A 21,289-nucleotide genomic window follows, 5' to 3' on the forward strand; every position below is an offset into this window, starting at 1 on the left:
GCTCCTTTCTTGAGCGTCATAATTACCGGTGTGCGCGACACCCTTGATAAGAATTGCGTCTAGTCATCTCAGCATCAATAGCATTTAGGACTTCCCACTTATTCAAACTCCACATTGGCCCAATTAGCATCTCCCTTGGAGCATCACCTGTGATCCGATGAATGATAATGTCTTTTGGGATAATTTCTAACTGATCACAGATGATGGACACGTATTCTTCTTGACTCAATAATCGTAGACGCCCTTCGTGATAATCTCGCTGCATGCGGGTATTGGTCATTAAATGCAACAAGTGCAATTTGATGCCTTGAATGTCATTATCCACAACGCAACGCCTAACGTTTTCTACCATCATCTCAGCCGTTTCTCCCGGCAAACCGTTGATGAGGTGTGAGACAATATTGATCTTCGGGTGGCGGCGCAATCGCTTAACCGTTTCCTGATAAAGCTCATAAGAATGTGCTCTATTAATAATCTTTGACGTTTCTTCAAAGGTTGTTTGAAGCCCTAGTTCAACAGTGACGTGCATCCGTTCTGCTAATTGCGCCAAATAGGCAATCACATCATCAGGTAAACAATCTGGTCTGGTTCCGATATTAATCCCCACCACACCTGGCTCATTGATGGCTTGCTCATAACGGTCACGAATCACTGATAAGCTGTCATGGGTATTGGTGAAGTTTTGAAAATAAACCAAGTATTTGGTCACATCGGGCCACTTGCGATGCATAAATGTAATTTCTTTGTAGAATTGTTCTCTAATGGGTGCGTCAGGAGCCACAATGGCATCTCCTGACCCAGAAACTGTGCAAAATGTACAACCACCATGAGCTACCGTTCCGTCGCGATTCGGGCAGTCAAAGCCAGCATCAACAGGCACTTTAAAAATTTTCTCCCCAAATAACTGACGATAATACTCATTTAAGGTTTGATATCTCTTTTTCATATTCTTTATTTTATCACAATTTCAAAAAGAAAGATTCTCCAAATCAGCTCAACACTGACTTGATTGTGATTCCGTATGTTTGAGCACTAAAAAAGTCAAAAGAATATCATCCTTTCAACTCTCTATAATAATAACTTGATTGATTGTTAGTGCTGCTTTAAATGGAATCGCCACTCAAAGCGTTTTTTATCGTAATAAGGGTACAACAAGGATAAAATCCCAAATCCAAGTAAAAAACCTGCAAGGACATCACTTGGATAGTGAACCCCTAAATAAACACGCGATAAGCCAATAAGTAGCAATAAACTCGTTAAACAAAAGTCCACAACGAGCTGAAAAGGGCTCTGGCGTAGCCTCTGATGAAAAATAATGATCAAACTTCCGATAATTAGCATGCTACCTGTGGCATGGCCACTTGGAAAAGAGTAGCCACCAGCATGGACCAAATGCTCAATCAAAGGACGTGGCCTTTGATACAATATCTTGAAACCTGTAATGAAAAGAGCAGCCATCAGACCATTTGATAATAAAAATAATGCCTCAGCCTTCCATTTAAGAGCGTAGCAAATCAAGACAGATATCATCAAAATTATAATTTGAGTCTTGACATTGCCTACTATTGTGACTAACTTAAAAAAACGAGTGGCTCCCTCAGGGAGATTACCTCTAACAACTGATTGAATGACTCCATCTAAAGCTGTCAACTGCTCAGGAAAAAACTTAACCACGTAGCCCATAATGACAAATAAAAGGAGGGCAAAGGATGACTTTAGCATATGTTGTTGTTTGTTTTTCATGTGTTATCTAATGTATCTTTCTAGAATTGGTTTACTTGCAATATACACAAAATAAAAGGCAATTGCAAATATTAACCCTTCTACCACATTGAATGGAACAACCATAGCAACCATGTATTTGGTAATCCCAATATAGGCACCAATATCAAAATTAGCTAATGCCGCATACAATGGAATTGCGACAAAATAATTTAAGAGAACCATGGAAAAGGTCAGCAAAGCTGTTCCTAAAACACTAGCCAAAAGATACTGGCGAAGGGTCTGCTTTTTTCTCCAAACCAATCCAAACACGGTTACAAAAACTCCTATAGCAAGCATGTTCATCGGTAAGCCAATCACATCAGTGATCCCATGGTTATTCAAGAAAATTTTCAATAACGACCTAAACACTAAAATCAAGTAAGCATGTTTCAAGTCCATCAGAACCAAGCCTAACAAGATAGGAATAATGCTCAACTCAACTTTTAAAAAACTAGCTCCTGGAATGATAGAAAAGCTAAAAAACATTAAAACAAAAGATATGGCTGAAAGAATGGCAACCATGACCATTTTATGTATTTTTGACATAAAAAATTCCTCCAATTTTTTCAAATTGAAAGAAGTTCCTTCGTATTTGGATAGCAAAAAAGTACCCAAAAAACCCGGTCTTCTCTCATCCAGACTTTACTGTCGGTTGTGGAATTACACCACATCAGCTTACGCTCGCGGACTTCTAGATACTCTAGTCACCGCCGGTCGGGAATTACACCCTGCCCTGAAGACACTTATAGCATAGCAAATTTATCACTATATAGCAATAGGTTTGTTCACTATTTTGATAAAAATAGGTTTTTTATGATAATGATGCGCCTTTCAATTTATCATTCTCGTAAGTATGACTAAGTTCTAGGCCTTTAAAATTTTGTTGCCTCAAGGCTTCATAAACGACCATACAAACCGTATTAGAAAGGTTGAGGCTTCTAACATGGTCATCGTTCATGGGGACTCGCAAGGCTTTTTCCTGATGTTCTTTCATAAAGACTTCTGGCAAGCCAGTGTCTTCTCGACCAAATAAAAAGTAATGTTCTTGCCCATCGTCGTATGTCTCATCAGAATAGACAGCCTCAGCAAATTTACTAATGAGATGAAGCTGACCTTGACAGCTTTCTAAAAAAGCGTCTAAACTATCGTAAAAGCGAATATCTAGTTTATCCCAATAGTCTAGTCCAGCCCGCTTCATTTTTCGGTCATCAATCGGAAACCCCATCGGCTTGATGATGTGCAAAGGGGCATTTGTTGCTGCACAGGTTCTGGCAATATTTCCTGTGTTTTGAGGAATTTGTGGCTGAAATAACACCACGTGATTCAAACTTTTTTGATTGGTTGCAGAAGCATTTTGTGTCTTACTCATAGTTCACTCATTTCTTTTCATCATAAAAAACCACACTGCTCGGAGTCATGCTCAGCAAACAATGTGGTTGTGGTGACTCGTTAACTTAAATCATAACAGGTTTGATTTAAATCAACGAATGCTTGTTTTTTATTATAGCACTTTGGCAGTCGTTGTCAATGTATTTACACTAAAGTTAACGCTTTTTTTCATGTTTTACAGCTTTGTCATTTCTTGTCAAACTAAAATGGTCTGGGACAGGATCTTCTCCCCCAGAGACAAATGGGTGACACCGAAATATTCTCGCTATCCCCATCAAAACTCCCTTGAAACCATGCTTTTCGATTGCTTTTATCATATAAGCCGAGCAGGTAGGTCTGTAGCGACAAGAAGCAGGAAAAAGGGGCGACAAATAGCGTTGATAGCCCCTGATGGCTCCAATTAATAAAGATTTTATCATGTGATGGTATTAGCAGCGTTGTGCAATTGACTGATTTCTTTTTTATTGAGACGTCTGGCTTCACCAGGTCGTAGACCTGTCAAATTCAAGGTACCGAATTGTGTCCGAGACAATTTATCGACCAACAGCCCAACTGATTCAAACATTTTCTTAACTTGGTGGTTACGTCCTTCGTGGATGGTTAGTTCTACAATTGAGCGATTTTTATCAGCTTCAACACGAATAATATTATAACGAGCCGGTTTTGTTTTTTTACCGTCAATCACAACGCCTCGCGTTAATGGGCGTAGATTATCTTTTGTTGCAATTCCTTTGACACGTGCTAAGTAGACTTTATCAATTTCGTTACGCGGGTGAATCATTTTATCTGTGAAGTCCCCATCATTGGTTAAGATCAAAAGCCCTGAGGTATCCCAGTCCAAACGCCCAACTGGATAAATTCGCTCCTTGACTTGTGGCAAAAGGTCAATCACTGTTTTACGTCCCTTGTCATCTGAGACACTCGAGATAACGCCTCGTGGCTTATTGAGTAAGTAATAAACCTTCTCCTCATTGTAGATAGGGCTACCTTCGATTTCGACAATATCCCCAGATTTTACCAAGGTCGACAATTCTGTAATGACTTGTCCATTTAATGTCACCAATCCTTGTTTAATTAATTCTTCAGCCTTACGACGACTAGCGACTCCTGCGTGGGCAATATACTTGTTAATTCTCATTATTTTTCTTCTTTCTTCCATAGGACTTACCCTTTGGGATAAATCATCGTAGGTTTTGTCTAGTCGGAGTGACTAAATAAATCCATTTCTTGGTCATCGGACGCTTCCATTGGCGGAGCATCAATCAACTGTTCCAAATGATTAATTCCCAAATAATCTAGAAAATAATCCGTTGTTTCGTAAAGATTGGGACGTCCGACAACGTCTTTTTTACCAGCTTCTTTAATTAAACCAAAAGCCAGTAATTTGCTCAGCGCACCACTAGAGTTGACCCCACGTATGGCGTCAATTTCAATTCTTGTGATTGGTTGCTTATAAGCAATGATCGAGAGCACCTCCAAAGCAGCTCGCGACAAGCTTTGATTGATTGGGCTTTTGGAGTAGGCTCGCAGCAAAGGCGCTAAGACAGGCTTGGTCACTAATTTATAGGTATTAGCTGTTTCTAATAAGCAAAGGCTAGAATCAGCATCTGCCAAATATTTTTGCTCCAGTTTTTCCAATTGTTGCTGCAAGGCAGTCGGAGTCAAATCTAATAGCAAGGCTAATTGCCTCACCCCAAGACCTTCTTCACCTGCAAGGAACAAGAGGGCCTCAATTTGTGCTAAATAAGTCATTGAACCTCCTTTCGCAACACAATAGGACCAAAATTGCTAGCTTGATCCACGAACACCTGGTGTCTTTTAATTAACTCTAAACTAGCTAAAAATAAAGCAATGATTTCATTGATGCTTCGGCAATCTTGACATAATTCTGACAAGGTGACTTCCCTATCGTGTCCTAGTCTTGTTTCAATAACTTGCATCATGTCTTCGATACGATAGTCATCTCGCTCAACAACTGCGTGATTCTGCTTAAATGTTTCTTTTTTGACAGTTATCATATTTGAAAAGGCCAAAAACAAGTCGATAACAGTCTTGTCCTTCACTAAAACCGTATCGTCAAAAATTAGTTCTTGCTTCGGTTTTGAGAAAAACTGGGCACGTTGGTCGTGTTGCTGTGCCAACTCCTGGCTGAGGCGTTTAAAATGGCTGTACTCTTCAATTTTTTCTAACAGCTCTTGCTCTAAGTCATCTTCGACTGGTTCTTTGTCAATCAACTTAGGCAATAAACGTCGACTTTTAATGAGCATTAACTGACTAGCCATAAGCATATACTCTCCTGCGATTTCTAATTTCATCGCTTGGAGGGTTTCTAAATAGGCTAGATATTGCTCAATAACGTCGACAATAGGAACCTCATAAATATCAACTTTATATTGAGAAACCAAGTGCAAGAGTAAATCAAGCGGTCCTTCAAAATCCTTAACTTTTATATCCATTATGATTTGTAATACTTTTCTAGTGTTATTGGGCTTTTTAGACCTAGCATCTGACTGACCTCTATGATTGATTTTCCTGATAAGCGTTGCGTCAAGATAAACTGTTCTCGTAAGGTTTGAGCTGACAAATGACCCTGACCAATACCGTGTAAAAATCCTTTCAACTGGTTGAAGTACCACTGTCTAGACAAGGGTTCTGCCCCTGATCCAAACAGGTAAACCTGTTTGTCTGAAACCACTGGTGCCAAAAAAGGTACTAAGCGATTCGTCAGTTTCACAACACGCATGCCCTTAGGCGACTGGATGGTCATGATGTTAAAATCAAGATTGATGTCCGCCATTTTTAAATGGGCAATGTCGCTTGGAGTCAATCCTAATTCTAAAATTAAAATCGCTATGAGTTGCCCATTTGAAACTGGCTGCGCCTCATAGACCGCTGACAGCTCAAGGCTTGAAAAAAGCGGTTGCTTGGGAGTTATCTTGTGAGCTTTATCATCAATATGGTAATAGTCACTCAAAATGTTTTCTTGATACAAATAATGCAAAAATTGATTGACGATGGATAATTTTCGCTTTTTAGCTGATATACTTAGCGATGAAAGGCTTTGTTTGTACAAGGCTAGTCGGTCTTGGTTAATCCGCTGACCGACATGATGGCAAAACTGTTGCAAATCATAGCGATAAGATTTTTGGCTGTTTTCCGCTAAGGACTTGTTACTGATGAAGGGTTCAATAAAGGTAATCATTTTTTTGTAATCGTGTACTCATCTGTAAAGTCATGCAATAGGCTATTGACTGCCTTTAAGATTGATTTTCGCGTGATAATCCCAATAAAGCGATGGGTGTCATCAACCACTGGTAGAAAAGGAAAATCAACTAATTTATGCATGATTTCTGTCAGTTTAGAAGTGACGTTGATGGTGTCAATCTTTGTATTGACCATATGGCCAATATCTGTTTGACTCATCTGCCACTCCGAGAGCTGTTCTTTGTTTTGATAGGTCATGATATCAGAAATACTGACGGTTCCAACATACTTTTTATCTTTTGTGATAACAGGCACTCTTGAAAACCCATTACTCACCAATAATAGCATGACATGATCAGCATTATGGATATCAATAAAAATAGCCAAATCTTCTGCTGGAATCAGATAGCTATCCAGATGGCGATTTAAAAATCGTTCAAATTCTTTTGCGATCATCGTTTAAATTCCTTAGAAAGTGATGGGTACAACTCATGTTGACGAGTCAAGTAATCAATTGTAATTAACTCATCTGTTAGTTGCACGCGCGCATAGAGTTTTTCATTAACCTCTCCGCGTGGCTGCGTGACAGAGCCTGGGTTAAGAAAAATCGTTTCGCCAAGCTGCCAAGCTGCTGGGCGATGTAGATGCCCATACAAACACAGGGTGGCTTCTGCTTCTTGTGCAAAATAGTCCAGTCTATCCCAGGTGAAATTAATCTGTTGGAGGTGCCCATGGGTTTGTGCGATGGTAATATCTCCTAATTTGGTTACCAAACTGGCATGGTAAGCACTATCTGAGTCACAATTGCCACCCACAACATAGATGCCTTGCCAAACCGGATCATCACTGCTCAGCTCTGAGTCACCATTGTGAAAAATGGCATCAACTTTTCCAAGATAACGGTCCTTTATGGCGGCTACTATCTCACGATCACCATGAGAATCACTCATTACTATGATTGTTTTGCTTGCCATGTTGGAAAGACCTCCATTAATTTCTTGACTGCTTGACCCCTATGAGAGATGCGATTTTTTTCTTTTGCCTCTAACTCTGCTGCATGTCGACCTGTTTCACCAACGATAAAGAGTGGGTCATAACCAAAGCCGTTTTCGCCTTTTAACTGAGTCGCGATGTAGCCTGGCCAATCGGCTTCAACCACTAGGTTATCTTTACCCGGTGCTGCAACGACCAAAGTGGTGTGGAATTGGGCTGAACGATCTTTTTGATCAAAAACCATAGCAAGCTCGTGCAATAACTTGGCATTGTTTGTGTCATCAGTAGCATCAGGTCCTGAAAAGCGCGCAGACCAAACACCCGGTAAACCTCCCAAGGCATCAACTTTAAGGCCTGAATCATCTGCTAAAACCATCTGACCAGTTTGTTTCGAAATGGTCTCAGCCTTTAAGCGGGCATTTTCTTCAAAGGTTACCCCGGTTTCTTTCACCTCTGGCAGTTCGGGATGGTCGTTAAGGTTCTCTACCCTTAATCCAAAAGCTTCAAATAATTGGCGAAATTCTTTGGTTTTGCCCTCATTACGCGTGGCAATCAGAATCTTATCCCCAAACTCATCTTTATTTGAGGCAAAAAAATCTGCTGTCAAAACCCCTTCTTTAGCAAGATGTACCCCTATTAAGCGATTGTTTTCAATTAATAAAGTAGCCCCTGCGTGTTGCATGACGTTGATGTCTCGCTGGGTTTCTTGATTGATCATGTCAACCACAAAATTGATTAATGCAAAAGCAGAAGCATATCGAATCACCACCACATCATAGCCTCTACGATTCTCAAAGTCTGTATCTACAAGGTTATCTAGGAGGTTTTGTACTGGCTTAATGACCTCATGGTCTACACCCCATCCCATGATAAAATTACCCCCATCCATCTTACCAATAAACCAATTCTCATCATCTTTGTGTTCGTAAGTACGACTGCTCATAAGGTTACATGCTCCACTTCTACTTCTTGTTTGAGCCAGGTCGACGCAATCTCTCGAAAGCTTTCGGCACTAGCTGTTGTATAAAAACGATATCCCGCAGTAGCTTCACCGCGACTGCTGTTGATGTCAAAATAGTTTAAAAGTACAGAAATGTCTCTGACGCATTCTGCACCACTATCAATCAACGTGACCGATTTCCCCATAACATTCTGAATAATTGGTTTCAGCAAAGGGTAATGCGTGCAGCCCAATACCAAAGTATCTACCTGACCAACCAAAGGGGCTAAGGTTTCGTAAACGACTTTTTTAGCCAGACTAGACGCCATCTCATTAGACTCCACAATAGGAACAAACTTAGGACAAGCTAGGCTAGTCACTTGCATGGAAGGTGCTAGTTGCTGAATGCGTTCTCTGTAAATGTCTGATTCTACCGTCATCGCCGTCCCGATTACCCCAATACATCCAGAAGTTGTTACTTTAATGGCTGCGCTTGCTCCAGGAAGAATTACCCCCAAAACAGGAATGCTTAGCGCTGCCTTAATTTCCTGCCAAGCAACTGCTGTGGCCGTGTTACAGGCAAAGACAATCATTTTAACGTTTTGAGTCAATAAAAAGTTAACCAACTCCCAAGTGTACTCTCTGATTTGTTCAGCAGGCCTAGGTCCATAAGGAGCTCTCGCAGAGTCTCCAATGTAGACCACTCTCTCGTGGGGAAGCTGACGCATGATTTCACGCACCACGGTCAAACCTCCTACACCAGAGTCTAAAAATCCAATCGGTCTATTATCCATTATGATTACTTCCTTATTCAAAATACGAAAGACTCAGTTGGTAGAAGCCAACTGAGTCTTTCTTTAACCCTGAACAGTTGACAAATCTAGCTGAAAACAGACGTTCAGACGAACATAATGTTCAAAGATTGTTTACACTTAACTGTAATGACAGAGTCATCCGGGAATTGAACTTCCTCACCCGTCGCTTATTTTTTACCTTTAGCAACGGCTGCTTTTGATTGTTTTACAATATTGCGATAAGTTTGTTGAATTTTAGCTTCGCTTGGTTTTTGACCCATTTGGCTCATCATTTCTCGAATAGCTTCTGGTGTCAAACGTGGGTGTTCCCCGATTTCTTTTTCGATTTGCTTGCGGGCAATAAAAATACCACCAAACAGACCAGCCGCAAGGGCAATAATAATTAACAAGATCCAAATAGCTGTAGTCATGTTGATATATTCTCCTAGTTTTTTTATTCCTCTCATTATATCAAAAAATGACTGAATTTACAAATTTACTAGCGCAAAACTCTCAGCTAATCACAAGTTTCAAGCATCATGGTCTTTATGATACTAAACTTGTCTTAAGCTTTGCTTAACTCATCAAAAAAACGGACCAAAGTCCGTTTTTGCCACTACAATCAGTCGTTGCTTCCAAAAATACGAAGCAAGCTGATAAATAAGTTAATAAAGTCCAAATATAGTGCTAAAGCCATCGAAACAGCCCAGCCGTCTTCTACGTGACCGTTTGTTGCATGGTAAAGTTGCTTGATTCTTTGATTATCTGAAGCAATCAAGCCCGAGAATATCAAGACAGAAACAAGGCTAATGACATAACTCATTACGCCACTGCCAATCATTATATTAATCAAACTAGCAACAATAATACCAATCAGAGCAGCCATCATGGCCTTGTGAAGACCTGATAAGTCACGCTTTGTTTTTGCTCCAACCACAGACATGGCAAAAAATACCGCTGCTGATGATAAGAAAGCTTGTAAAACGGTTGTTTGCGCATAAGCTGCAATAATAAAACTCAACGTAAAGCCATTTAATGCTGAGTAAATCAAAAATAAAGGCAAAGCCATTGGTGTGTTTTTTGCAGCTGCTTTACTAGCTACAAAAACTAATAGCAACTCCACAACGATTGCCCCATAGTAAACCATTGGGTGTTGTAATATAATCATCATGAAGTTTTCTCTAAACGGAAACAGCATGAGATAGGAAACAAAGGCCGAAAGCCCTATTCCCATACCGACAAGACTATAAATTTTTGCAAAAAACTGATTTAAACCTGCATCTGTTTGTGTGCTGATAATGTGTTTATTCATCCTAGCTCCTTTCACTAGCGGTGATGACTTTGTAGCGTCTTTCGACGCAAGAAGCGGCGATTTGCCCACTTCTGTCGCAAGGGCGTTGTAGCTTCTTTGATAGCCCAGTACTTATCCACGAAAGTAACAATGTAACTTTCCTTGTAGCGCGGAAAGGCTAAAGTAGCTCCCCACATGTGCTTTAGGATAATGTCTTCTTCTTTTTTATTGAGTTCTGTCAATTTTCTTGCGTTTCTAACTGCGATGCGTGGGTGTACCCAAGCATGGCTTTTGTTAAATTTAGTTACTCGCCAATCGTAATAAAAGAAATCGTGTAGCAGACCTCCTCTTGCAGCGCTGCGGGCATCCCAACCAAATTGTTTGGCCAACTTATAGCTAGAATAAGAAACGTTTATAGAGTGCTCTAAGCGCGTTGAGTGCTGGTGCTGAACGATATCATCTAATTTTTGAAAACGAGGGTGGGCAATCAAATGACCTACGTATCCCATATATTCTTTGTCTTTTGTATAATGCATATAATAATCTCCCCCAGGGCATTATTATATCACATTAGCTTAAATCAAGCTGAAAATCAGCACTCCCGCTGCTACTGCAACGTTCAAACTCTCCGCCTGACCAGGCATGGAAATGTGGACTAAATGGTCAGCTATGTTGATCATTTCTTGGCTGATACCTTGACCTTCATTTCCCATGACTAAGGCAAAAGCGTCCAGATTGGGTAAGCTTTTGTAGTCTACAGAATCTTTGGAGAGGGTCGTTGCTAAAATTGGGATTTGAGACAATTGCATGCTCTGACACTGTTGATAGACATTCGCTCGCCAAATTGGCAAATGGAAGTGACTCCCTTGCATGGATCGCAGGGTTTTTTGATTGTAAAGATCGGCACATTTTTCAGATAGAAAAACCCCATCAAATCTTGCCGCATCAGCTGTTCGAATCATGGTTCCCAAGTTTCCTGGATCCTGAATATCTTCTAAAACCAGATATTTCCCTTGGTAATGGCTAGGAAGCGATTGATCAGGGAACTTTATTTCTGCAACGATACCTTGTGGACTAGGTGAGTCTGTTAACTCTTTTAAAACGTCCATAGTAACCAATATGACCTTGTCACTACCTGATAAGCGATGAGCATGTTCTTCTAACACAAAAATCGATACGATGGTCTGTCCTGAGTTTTGTGCTTCCTCAAATAAGTGCCAGCCTTCAATTAGGTAGGATTCTTTGCGGTATTTTTTTTGCAAGAGTTTTTTTGTTTGCTTAATCAAACGATTTGTTTTTGATGTAATAACCATGTTGTTATTATACCATAAAAAGAACTGCCTTTTTAGAAAAATAGTCAGTCCTGTCAAGACATCCCAAATCAAAGTCTCCTTTACCAGCTTATGCTATAATAGGGGAAGGAGGTACTTTAATGAAAAAAGTTCGCTTAATCGTTTCGGGACGGGTTCAGGGCGTCGGTTTTCGTTACGCCACTTATGTCTTGGCACGAAAAATCGGGAAAGTTTATGGACGCATTTGGAATAATGATGATGGTACCGTCGAAATATTGGCTCAGTCTGATGATCCCAACCATTTAACCCAATTTATTAAAGGGGTGAGGCAAGGACCTTCGAGGTTTTCAAAGGTGACTTACGTTGATATTGTCTCTACAACCTTCGAGGATTTTCAAGACTTCAAAATGGAACGTTAAAAATCAACCTTCAGAACTATTGTTAATTTTGTTAAAAAGCTGTAAAATGGATAGGTATATTAAAATTTAAAGGACAACTACATTGAAATTAAAATTAAATCGCATACTTTTTTCAGGACTTGCGTTAACAGTCCTCTTGACGCTGACAGGGTGTGTCAGCAAAGACTCTCAGGGAAACCCTTCAGGCATCGTTTGGAATTTTGTTGGGAAACCTGCTTCTTATTTAATCGATTATTTTGCTAATGACATGGTGCTAGGTTATGGCCTAGCCATTATCATTGTGACAATTATCGTACGAACAATTATTTTACCACTAGGGCTTTACCAGTCTTGGAAAGCTAGCTATCATTCTGAAAAATTGGCTTACTTCAAGCCAATGTTTGAGCCGATTAATCAACGCATCAAACAAACTTCTAGCCAAGAAGAAAAAATGGCTGCCCAAGCAGAATTAATGGCTGCCCAACGTGAGTATGGCATCAACCCACTAGGTGGCGTCGGATGCTTGCCTATTTTGATACAGATGCCTTTCTTTTCAGCCATGTATGTTGCTGTTCAATTTACCAAAGGCGTGTCAACAAGTAACTTCTTAGGGATTGACTTGGGACGCCAGAGTTTCCTATTAATCGCCGTTATTGCGGTTCTTTACCTGTTCCAATCATGGTTATCCGTTTTAACAGCTCCTGAAGAACAGCGCGAACAACTCAAAAAAGCGATGTATATCATGCCAGTCGTAATGGTTGCTATCTCTTTCTCGCTTCCAGCCAGCCTTAGCTTATACTGGTTAGTTGGTGGATTCTTTAGTATTTTCCAACAACTTATTGCTGCCTTTTTGTTAAAACCAAAGGCAAAGCAGAAAGTCGAAGAAGAATTTTCGAAAAATCCTCCTAAACCTTACGTCCCAAAAACACCTAAAAAGGATGTTACACCAACTCAAACAACACCACAAGCAGTTATGGCTCCCAAAGAAAAGCAAGTCAAACGCAATGCTGGTAAGCAAAAAAGACGTTCCTAAACACCATCAGGTGCTTAAAAAGATAAAAAAACAAGTCCATCGATAAATGGACTTGTTTTTTTGATGCTTCTAATCACATGAACGGCACAATAAAAGGGATTATACAATCCCTTTTAACCTTAATAATGAATAGCTGTCAAGGCTTAGCCTTCTATGGTCTTAGCAACGCTAATGATTTCTACTTCATAAGTGGCTGCTGGAGATTCAATTTTCACCTTGTCCCCTGTTTTTTTACCAATTAAAGCTTGCGCAATAGGGCTTTCATTTGAGATTTTTCCTGAGAAAATATCTGCTCCAGCTGCACCAACAATATGATAAGTGTCTTTATCAGTTGTTCCAACCTCTTGTACCACAACTGTTCGACCGATAGCTACTTCGTCTTTGTCTACGGAATCACTATCGATAATCTCCGCATAACGTATTTTGGTTTCTAAGGTAGAAATCTGACCTTCAACAAAGGCTTGTTCATCTTTTGCAGCATCATACTCAGAGTTTTCTGAAAGGTCTCCATAAGATCTAGCAATCTTGATACGGTCAACAATTTCTGGGCGACGAACTAATTTTAACTCTTCGAGTTCTTTTTCTAACTGTTCTTTTTCTGTCACTGTCATCGGGTAGGTTTTTTCTGCCATGGTATCTCTCTTTTCTTTTTTTATTTATCAGAAATACAAACATGATGCAAAAGCATCATGTTTGTTTTACTGAATTTGACTATTAACATATTTTTCAACATTCGCTGAATGCTCTTCGAATGTTTTGGCATAGTAGACTTCACCTGTGTGGACATTAGCCACAAAGTATAGGTAGTCTGTTGATGCGGGATTTAGGGTTGCTTCAATTGCAGAAAGGCCTGCACTATCCACTGGACCAGGCATCAGCCCTGTGTTGGTATAAATATTATATGGAGAATTAATGGTTGTGTCAATAGCTGCATCTTCAGCTAAGGTTGTTTTTTGTCCTAATTTCCCCATTGCATACAATACAGCAATGTTTGATTGCAAGGCCATGCCGTTTGATAAACGATTGTAGAAAACACTAGCAATAGTGCGTCTATCATCATCTGTCGATCCTTCTTTTTCAACCAGAGAAGCTAAGGTCAAGACTTCATTAACCGTTTTACCAAGACTAGCAATCTTGTCGTAGTAAGGTGATAGGGTCAAATCGGTTGTAGCAAGCATCTCATCTACAAGATCTTCTAGTTCAGTTTCTTGGTAATAGTTATAAGTTGCCGGGAAAAGGTACCCCTCTAGCTGATAGACAGCAACTTCCTTGCTTGGGATGTCTGCTAAAAGCTTCGGATACTTTTTAACCATTTTTTTGATAAAGGCATCGTTAGATACTAATTTCAAAAAATCTTTAGAAGTAAATGGCGTTTTTCGTTCCTTACTCTTTGGTTTACTATTAGTCTCTACAGCGTGAGCAATCTGTTTGATGGTGTACCCTTCTGGAATGAGGATTTTCCCTAAAACAGGTTTTGTTGGCTCAGCCGTTCCACCTTCTTGTAAAGCCTCAGAGATTTCTTCTAAAGACATGTTCTTTTGCAAGTTATAGTAACCACTCTGAAAATTGGTGAAGTTTTTAAATTTGGTGTAAAAATTAAATACCGTACTGTTTTTTATCAGTCCTTCTTTTTCAAGAATTTGTCCAATCAGCTTATTTCCTGAACCTGCTGGTATTTCAACCTGCACAAATTCTTTACTGTTTTTATCAACAGGATTGATGGCACTGTAAACGTAGACTGTTCCTGCCAAGCCAACCATTAACATCACTGTTAAAATGGATAATATTAATACTTTTGATATTTTTTTAGCCACTTGGTCTGCCTGTTGTCGCTTACTTACTCCCTTTTTCACTAAAATGCCTTCCTTGACGTGCAGCTGAGAGGGTTCTTCTAGGCTGTCTGCAGGTGTTGTTCTCTCAGACAGGCTCTGATGACTTTCTCTCGTAGGCGTGTCATCATTAGGTGCCTTTTTAGGCTCCTCTATAGGAATTGTGTCTCCTATTGTCGCCTCTAAGGGTATTTCTGATGACTCTTGTCTCTGATATTTTTCATAAAGCTGTGCGGTTTTTTGAGCAGCTTCTGTTGCTTCTAGTTGTTTTTGAAACAGTTCTTGTTCTTTTTGTTTTCTGATCTGATTCGCTTGTTCTAGCTCAGCAAGAATTTGCGCTTTAAAACTTTTTTCCCGCTGTTTTTGCTCGTTATCTTTTAAATCGGTCAAAGCCAATCCTCCTAAACGTAATCAACCGCCATTATATCTTAAAAGTCTTATAAATGCAATAAACCTTATTTTTTGTTACAAACTCTTAATATAATTCTAAACTTTAGGCTTATGAATTGGCTAGCCAAAGCATGCGATACCAGACAGCTTGCCCATGTTTTGAAAGGGACAGACCTTGATTTTGAAAGTCATTCATCTCATAGTAAGGGATCAGCTCCTCATGGCAGGTCAATAGAATCCCTTCTCGCTTCTGGGCGATTGCTAAATCCTTCATAGCCGCAAGCAGAGCGGTTCCTATCCCTTGCTGCTGATAATGGCTCGCAATGGACAAACTAGTGATGGCTATATAACCCCCTTGGGGAGGATTGTTGCTCACTTGATGAAAGAGACAATCAGAAATGTCAGTTTCATCAATGACCGGACCTTCAATGTAACCTACGATGGTATCATCGATGACTGCCACTAGAAACGTATCTGAAATCAGTTGTGTTCTTTGTTTGATGGCTGACTTTGTTGCTGCTTCTTTCAGAGAAAAATTATCCTCTTCAATCGCAGCAATCGTTTGCCAGTCTGCTTCCTGAGCGTGTCTAATTAACATGTCAACTCCTTTACAACGAGAAAACCTGCCTAAGGCAGGACTTGTGTTATTGATTGTTCTTGGTGAGGTTGGCTAACAATTCTTCAAAAGAACGTTCATATAGTTGAATATCTCCAGCTCCCATAAAGACATAAACAGCGTCATCGTGATCTAGCAAGGGAGAAACATTCTCAATCGTCACGAGCTGATTTGGTTTGACAATCTTTTTCGCAAGGTCTTCAACTTTGACATCACCCTTGTCAATTTCTCTTGCAGAGCCATAGATCTGAGCTAAATAAACACTATCTGCTTCGCTTAAAGCTAAGGCAAATTCATCTAGCAAGGCAATGGTCCGCGTAAAGGTGTGCGGTTGAAAAATAGCCACAATCTCTTTATTAGGGTATTTTTGTCTAGCAGCATCGATAGTTGCTGTGATTTCTGTTGGGTGGTGGGCAAAATCATCAATAATGATTGTGTTGTTGACGATTTTTTCTGTAAAGCGACGCTTAACTCCTGAAAAAGTTTTCAAGTGCTCGGCTACTAAAGTCATGTCAATGCCAGCAATAAATAAATTAGCGATGACCGCTGTCGCATTTAAAATATTATGACGTCCATATGCAGGTACATGGAAGCGTCCCAAATCACGCCCCTCATAGGTCACGCTAAAATCTGAACCATTGGTTGTTCTGATAATGTCACAAGCCTGAAAATCATTGCTGTCATTAAAACCATAATAATAAATCGGAGCTTCTGCACTAATGCGTCTTAAATATGGGTCTTCTCCATAGATAAATAAGCCTTTTTTAACGTGTTTAGCGTAATCGTTAAAGGCGTCGAAAACATCCTCAATACCTGTAAAGTAATCTGGATGATCAAAATCAATATTGGTAATGATTGAATACTCAGGATGGTAAGGCATGAAATGACGCTCATACTCATCTGACTCAAAAACGAAATACTCGGCCTTGCTAGAGCCGCGTCCTGTCCCATCACCAATCAAATAAGAGGTGTCTGTGATGTGTTTTAAGACGTGCGAGAGAAGCCCTGTGGTTGAGGTTTTTCCATGCGCACCAGCAACACCTAAACTAATGAATTGTGTCATGAAATCGCCTAAAAACTCGTGATAGCGTTTAAAGGGGATTTGCATCTGTGAGGCATAGGCAACTTCTTGGTTGTTGTCTTCGTGAAAAGCATTACCAACAATGATTTCTATCTCTTCAGAGATGTTGTTCTCACTAAAAGGCAAGATGGTGATCCCAGCTTGCTCCAAACCTCTTTGTGTGAAATAGTATTTTTCAACATCACTACCTTGCACGCGGTGTCCCATTTGGTGCAGCATGAGCGCTAAAGCACTCATTCCCGCACCTTTAATTCCAATAAAATGATAGGTTTTTGACATGTCGACTCCTTTTAATATCCTTTACTAATCTTTGTGTTTTTTGGTATAACCGTTATGTGATATCTTTAAGCCGACTCAAATTTAACTCCTGAGCAACAATTTTGTCACGGTGTTCTTTAGTTTCTTTAGGATTGTATATTTGGCTGCGTTTTAAAAAGTCATAGTTATTTTTGATAATAGCTGCTTGTTTCGATTGAGACTGCTCGGGCTCTTTGTACTGGCGCGGTAGTTCAGCTAGGATATAACTGTCTTGCTGAAGCTTCTCTGAAAATCGATGTAACTCTGTTGTTGCTTTTTTTGCCCCAGACGGATTCTTTGTTGTCTTGACAGCAGTGGGTTGTTTGGGAGGATAAGCGATTTTTTTGCTAATATAAGCTTTCCGTTTTTCTTTGATATCTTGTTTAGCTTTTTGTCTAGCTTCGTTAGTATAGTTTCTATGACTTTGATGACTAGTAGACCTAGTCACCGTAGGTGAAGAAGTGGTTGTAGGGGCATTACTTGTATCATCAGAAGGCTGTAAGGTTACTTCCTCATCGTCGTATGCCTTATCATGGTAATCGCCTCGAATATTGGTTATAAGGTCTTCGTTATCGTATAGAGCCATTGGCTTAGCCATGCTAATAACCGGTTCACCATCGGCAACCAGAGGAAACTTTTTTTTATTCATCCTTTACACACTCTTCCTTCCTACTCGCATCACCTATTATAAACTAAATAGGGGTATTTTTCAAAATCTTCCAAGGCAATAAATCGTTCCTATAAATGGTCAATTTAAGAGTTTAGCCCTAGAATTTCTTTGATTTCTTCGACGGTCATGCTAGCTCTGCTTTCATTTCCGTCTAAGACAGTGGTCACCAAGTTACGCTTGCTTTCTTGCAATTCAAGAATTTTTTCTTCTATAGTGCCCCGTGTGATCAAGCGATACACTTCAACATTTGCTTCTTGTCCGATACGGTGCGCCCTGCTAATTGCTTGCATCTCAACAGCGGGATTCCACCAGAGGTCAATTAAAATAACGGTATCTGCACCTGTTAGATTGAGGCCCACTCCACCAGCTTTTAAAGAAATCAAAAAGGCATCTTTTGAGCCGCTATTAAAGGCTCTGGTCATCTCTTGACGTTCATTGGCTGGTGTCGATCCTGTAATTTTATAAGATGTTAGCCCAAGAGCGTCCATTTCCTGACCAGCAATGTCTAGCATTCCTCTGAATTGAGAAAATATTAGCGCTCGGTGCCCATTGGCTTTGACTTGTGATAGTAACGTTCGTAAGCTATCTAGCTTACCACTATCTTTAGTGTAATCCATAAATAGGCTCGGCGTGTCACAGATTTGTCTCAAACGGGTGATGCCTGATAAAATTTCAATCTTGCGACGGTTAATGTCAGCATCGCTACTTGCTAAAATGCGTTCCTGCATTTGTTTGAGCTGAGCCAGATAGATGGCTTTTTGACTATCAGACATTTCATTATAGTGATTCACTTCAATTAAGGCTGGTAATTCTGGTAACACGTCTTCTTTTTTGCGTCGCATGATAAACGGCTTAATATACCGTGAAACTTGCTTCGCATCCATTTTTAAAAACTCTTTTTTAGCTGGCAATAGCCCTGGTAAGACGATTTGAAAAATAGACCAAATTTCCAAAAGCTTATTCTCAATAGGTGTTCCTGACAAGGCAAAGCAGTTTTTGGCATCAAATGCTCGTAAACTTTGCGCTATTTTCGTTTGAGAGTTTTTAATCACCTGCGCCTCATCTAGGATTAAGTAATCATAGGAAAAGGTTTGATAGGCTTCAAAATCTTGGCGAAAAGAGGAGTAACTTGTAATCGTTACTTGGTGACCTTGAGCAATAACCTGATCTCGGACACTTTTCAAGCCATAGGCAACAACGGCATCCGTTTCTGGGCTAAATTTTTGAAACTCGTCTAACCAGTTATAAATCAAACTAGAAGGCGATAAAATCAACACTTTAGATGTTTTGGTCATTTTGCTAGATAAAAAGGCGATGGTTTGCAAGGTTTTTCCAAGACCCATATCATCTGCTAAGATGCCCCCGAAACCATGTTTATCAAGCATAGACATCCATTTAATCCCTTGTAGTTGGTAATCACGAATAGTTGCACTAATAGCCAAATCGCTCAAAGGAAAGGCTTCTGGGTGTTGCAGGTCATAAATTAAGGTCTCGAGTTCTTTTGAAAAATGAACCGAAGACATGTCTGCAAAGAGCTGGGAAACCTGTAAAGCTGCAATGCCATCTAACTGCATGTGCCCATTAGTTAATTGCTTAGCCCTTAATTCTTGAAGACTTTGACTGATTTTTTGGGTTTCTTCATCAAAAACCACCAATTTCCCCGACTCACTGACAAAATAAGGATTGTTATTAAACAAGGCTGTCAAAGCATCATTGATATCATCCTCGAACACACTCGAAAAGTCAAAAGACACATCTAAAAGACCGCCGCTATGATTAATATTAATGCGAGGTGCCTCAGAAAAGCGTAATGCCTCAACAGCATCTGATAGGTGAACTTTTCCTAATCCTTCAAAATAAGGAAGGGCTTCAGTGAAAAAGGCGTACAAGTCTCGTGGACTAGCAATGTCTTTTTCCGAGGTGAATTGAGGTGAAAAGCCAAATCGTTTCAAAGCGCGATTGATTTTTTCTTCTTTTTTATAGTGGCTAGCAAACGGCAGTTGGTCTAAGCTAGCCTTGTCACTCACGGTCACATTTCCATAGTCAAACACTAGTTGCGAGGTTACCTTGCCCTGAGCATTGAGGTCAAAGTAAAAACTAGGCACAAAATCTCGAATGGCAAAACTTTTCGGAGCTGTTACGTGTCCTACTTCTTGAAATTCTAGGAGACTGGCTGCTAACTTGGCTTGGTCATCTAGATCAAAATAAATGTGCTTGGCCAAGTCTGAGTCAATGGGCAAGCCACGAATCGCCTGGACCATTTTTCGTTGTTTTAAACTGAGGTGATAAAAGGTGTCCTGATATAACAAGTATTCATTGTCAAAAAAATACTGACTGTTTTTTTCGTTAATCTGGAGCTCAATCGATTTACGATGAACCTTGACCGAAAAATCGAAAAGTTCTGCTTCGGCTGTCAAGTGCTTAACATAAAGATGTGAATAGGTTTGTGCTGACCCCTCAAAGGTAAAATCGTAAAGAGCCGTTAGTAGGTAAATGCCCTCTTCAAAAAAGCCACTGGGTAAACGTAGGTGGCGTGAATGATTAGGAAAGATAAACTCTTGGTCAAATTTATCAGAATCTGGACTCAACCGCCATAAAAAATAAATTAATTCTTGACTGGCTTGATCAAACTGAAGAATAGACAAAGGTTCAAAGTAGTTTTTCCCGATTTGGTAAAACCCTTCTTTTTTAACAACATTGATAAATGCTTTGATATCACGAATCACGTAGGAGCGTTCATCTGGTAGGCGATTGATTTTAAGACTCCACCAATAATCCGTTGAAAAAGGACTGGGTGCCCCTACAGCAGATAGCCGATACGTGGTGGTGTCATTCTCATTCATGGTTAAACTGTCTAAAAACAGACTGCCAAAAGAAGTCATCTTTTGCGTTTCTTCTTTGCTTTCTGTTTGACTGGTTAGCTGTTCAGACAAAGCCTTGCCTTCATCATTGTTTTTCAAAAAATACTCCAATGCTGCGATGTGCTGGCAATAGTTTTTTTGTGCAAATAATTGACAATCACAATGAACGTCAGAATCTTCTATACCATATTGCAGGTGAAAAGCACCAACTTCTGCTTGCAAAAGCCCTTCTTTATAATCTAAAATAGAAACCAATCCTTTGTCATACAGCTCAATGCCTTGATTTCGAATACGCCCTGGAATTAATCTAGCCATATACCGTCCCACCTTTTTGCTTATCCTTTAATTATATCAAAATTCACCTAATATTTCTTGTTAAAATACACTTTTAATAAGAATTAGGCATCGCATAAAGAAAAAACCACTAGCATTGTACTGACCCCCAAA

The 21,289-nt window shown here is 39.9% G+C and carries 25 protein-coding genes and 1 riboswitch; of the genes, 2 read left to right on the forward strand and 23 right to left on the reverse strand.

Annotated elements, in window-relative coordinates; genetic code table 11:
* Positions 1-22: 22 nt before the first annotated feature.
* The 17 genes from AKK44_RS06950 to AKK44_RS07025 form a co-directional block, all read right to left on the reverse strand.
* Positions 23-946: a TIGR01212 family radical SAM protein gene (locus AKK44_RS06950; RefSeq protein WP_054279082.1), complete on the reverse strand. Its 924-nt coding sequence runs from the start codon at positions 944-946 to the stop codon at positions 23-25.
* A gap of 146 nt (positions 947-1,092) precedes the next feature.
* On the reverse strand, positions 1,093-1,743 hold the full coding sequence (locus AKK44_RS06955) for a phosphatase PAP2 family protein (RefSeq protein WP_054279083.1): 651 nt from the start codon (positions 1,741-1,743) through the stop codon (positions 1,093-1,095).
* Between the two features lie 3 nt (positions 1,744-1,746).
* On the reverse strand, positions 1,747-2,310 hold the full coding sequence (locus AKK44_RS06960) for an ECF transporter S component (protein WP_054279084.1): 564 nt from the start codon (positions 2,308-2,310) through the stop codon (positions 1,747-1,749).
* Positions 2,311-2,383: 73 nt separating this feature from the next.
* Positions 2,384-2,509, reverse strand: a riboswitch (FMN riboswitch).
* 66 nt (positions 2,510-2,575) lie between these two features.
* Entirely contained in the window at positions 2,576-3,133 is a 558-nt protein-coding gene (locus AKK44_RS06965) for a tRNA (cytidine(34)-2'-O)-methyltransferase (RefSeq protein ID WP_054279085.1), read from the reverse strand.
* Between the two features lie 175 nt (positions 3,134-3,308).
* Positions 3,309-3,569, reverse strand: a complete 261-nt coding sequence (yidD, locus tag AKK44_RS08765) for a membrane protein insertion efficiency factor YidD (protein ID WP_082385605.1) — start codon at positions 3,567-3,569, stop codon at positions 3,309-3,311.
* On the reverse strand, positions 3,569-4,291 hold the full coding sequence (locus AKK44_RS06970; protein WP_037596079.1) for a pseudouridine synthase: 723 nt from the start codon (positions 4,289-4,291) through the stop codon (positions 3,569-3,571). The genes yidD and AKK44_RS06970 overlap by 1 nt, the downstream gene beginning before the upstream one ends.
* Before the next feature lie 59 nt (positions 4,292-4,350).
* Positions 4,351-4,905 (reverse strand): SMC-Scp complex subunit ScpB, encoded by a 555-nt coding sequence (scpB, locus tag AKK44_RS06975; protein WP_054279086.1) that lies wholly within the window; start codon positions 4,903-4,905, stop codon positions 4,351-4,353.
* A complete protein-coding gene (locus AKK44_RS06980) occupies positions 4,902-5,609 on the reverse strand; it encodes a segregation/condensation protein A (protein WP_054279087.1) in 708 nt (235 codons plus the stop codon). The genes scpB and AKK44_RS06980 overlap by 4 nt, the downstream gene beginning before the upstream one ends.
* On the reverse strand, positions 5,609-6,355 hold the full coding sequence (gene xerD, locus AKK44_RS06985; RefSeq protein WP_054279088.1) for a site-specific tyrosine recombinase XerD: 747 nt from the start codon (positions 6,353-6,355) through the stop codon (positions 5,609-5,611). The genes AKK44_RS06980 and xerD overlap by 1 nt, the downstream gene beginning before the upstream one ends.
* Complete coding sequence (gene cbpB, locus AKK44_RS06990) at positions 6,352-6,813, reverse strand: cyclic-di-AMP-binding protein CbpB (RefSeq protein ID WP_054279089.1); 462 nt, start codon at positions 6,811-6,813, stop codon at positions 6,352-6,354. Before cbpB ends, xerD begins: the two co-directional genes overlap by 4 nt.
* Positions 6,810-7,331 (reverse strand): metallophosphoesterase, encoded by a 522-nt coding sequence (locus AKK44_RS06995; RefSeq protein ID WP_054279090.1) that lies wholly within the window; start codon positions 7,329-7,331, stop codon positions 6,810-6,812. Before AKK44_RS06995 ends, cbpB begins: the two co-directional genes overlap by 4 nt.
* Complete coding sequence (locus AKK44_RS07000) at positions 7,310-8,293, reverse strand: nucleoside-triphosphate diphosphatase (RefSeq protein WP_054279091.1); 984 nt, start codon at positions 8,291-8,293, stop codon at positions 7,310-7,312. The genes AKK44_RS06995 and AKK44_RS07000 overlap by 22 nt, the downstream gene beginning before the upstream one ends.
* Complete coding sequence (gene racE, locus AKK44_RS07005) at positions 8,290-9,084, reverse strand: glutamate racemase (protein WP_054279092.1); 795 nt, start codon at positions 9,082-9,084, stop codon at positions 8,290-8,292. Before racE ends, AKK44_RS07000 begins: the two co-directional genes overlap by 4 nt.
* Positions 9,085-9,272: 188 nt before the next feature.
* Positions 9,273-9,515: a YneF family protein gene (locus AKK44_RS07010; protein ID WP_037594657.1), complete on the reverse strand. Its 243-nt coding sequence runs from the start codon at positions 9,513-9,515 to the stop codon at positions 9,273-9,275.
* A 191-nt stretch (positions 9,516-9,706) separates the two neighbouring features.
* Positions 9,707-10,396 (reverse strand): Bax inhibitor-1/YccA family protein, encoded by a 690-nt coding sequence (locus AKK44_RS07015; protein WP_054279093.1) that lies wholly within the window; start codon positions 10,394-10,396, stop codon positions 9,707-9,709.
* Between the two features lie 14 nt (positions 10,397-10,410).
* Positions 10,411-10,911 carry an HD domain-containing protein gene (locus AKK44_RS07020; protein WP_054279094.1) on the reverse strand — a complete coding sequence of 167 codons (501 nt, stop codon included), beginning with the start codon at positions 10,909-10,911 and terminating at the stop codon, positions 10,411-10,413.
* A 39-nt stretch (positions 10,912-10,950) separates the two neighbouring features.
* Positions 10,951-11,688: a TrmH family RNA methyltransferase gene (locus AKK44_RS07025; RefSeq protein ID WP_054279102.1), complete on the reverse strand. Its 738-nt coding sequence runs from the start codon at positions 11,686-11,688 to the stop codon at positions 10,951-10,953.
* A 119-nt stretch (positions 11,689-11,807) separates the two neighbouring features.
* On the opposite strand from AKK44_RS07025, the gene AKK44_RS07030 reads away from it, so the two are divergent.
* Together AKK44_RS07030 and yidC are read left to right on the forward strand one after the other, a co-directional pair.
* On the forward strand, positions 11,808-12,086 hold the full coding sequence (locus AKK44_RS07030; RefSeq protein ID WP_054279095.1) for an acylphosphatase: 279 nt from the start codon (positions 11,808-11,810) through the stop codon (positions 12,084-12,086).
* Between the two features lie 82 nt (positions 12,087-12,168).
* Positions 12,169-13,098, forward strand: a complete 930-nt coding sequence (yidC, locus tag AKK44_RS07035) for a membrane protein insertase YidC (protein WP_054279096.1) — start codon at positions 12,169-12,171, stop codon at positions 13,096-13,098.
* Positions 13,099-13,241: 143 nt separating this feature from the next.
* Here the strand turns inward: yidC and greA are convergent, their stop codons facing one another.
* The 6 genes from greA to AKK44_RS07065 all read right to left on the reverse strand — a co-directional run bounded on the left by greA (position 13,242) and on the right by AKK44_RS07065 (position 21,157).
* On the reverse strand, positions 13,242-13,730 hold the full coding sequence (gene greA, locus AKK44_RS07040) for a transcription elongation factor GreA (RefSeq protein WP_037595731.1): 489 nt from the start codon (positions 13,728-13,730) through the stop codon (positions 13,242-13,244).
* 66 nt (positions 13,731-13,796) lie between these two features.
* Positions 13,797-15,323, reverse strand: coding sequence for an endolytic transglycosylase MltG (gene mltG / locus AKK44_RS07045; RefSeq protein ID WP_201777508.1), 1,527 nt, complete (start codon positions 15,321-15,323; stop codon positions 13,797-13,799).
* Positions 15,324-15,426: 103 nt separating this feature from the next.
* Positions 15,427-15,915: a GNAT family N-acetyltransferase gene (locus AKK44_RS07050; protein WP_054279098.1), complete on the reverse strand. Its 489-nt coding sequence runs from the start codon at positions 15,913-15,915 to the stop codon at positions 15,427-15,429.
* 46 nt (positions 15,916-15,961) lie between these two features.
* Positions 15,962-17,293, reverse strand: a complete 1,332-nt coding sequence (gene murC, locus AKK44_RS07055; RefSeq protein ID WP_054279099.1) for a UDP-N-acetylmuramate--L-alanine ligase — start codon at positions 17,291-17,293, stop codon at positions 15,962-15,964.
* Between the two features lie 52 nt (positions 17,294-17,345).
* Positions 17,346-17,960, reverse strand: a complete 615-nt coding sequence (locus AKK44_RS07060; RefSeq protein WP_054279100.1) for a hypothetical protein — start codon at positions 17,958-17,960, stop codon at positions 17,346-17,348.
* Between the two features lie 104 nt (positions 17,961-18,064).
* Complete coding sequence (locus AKK44_RS07065) at positions 18,065-21,157, reverse strand: DEAD/DEAH box helicase (RefSeq protein ID WP_054279101.1); 3,093 nt, start codon at positions 21,155-21,157, stop codon at positions 18,065-18,067.
* Positions 21,158-21,289 lie beyond the last annotated feature (132 nt).

The sequence above is a fragment of the Streptococcus phocae genome (assembly GCF_001302265.1).
In the GTDB taxonomy this organism is placed as follows: domain Bacteria; phylum Bacillota; class Bacilli; order Lactobacillales; family Streptococcaceae; genus Streptococcus; species Streptococcus phocae.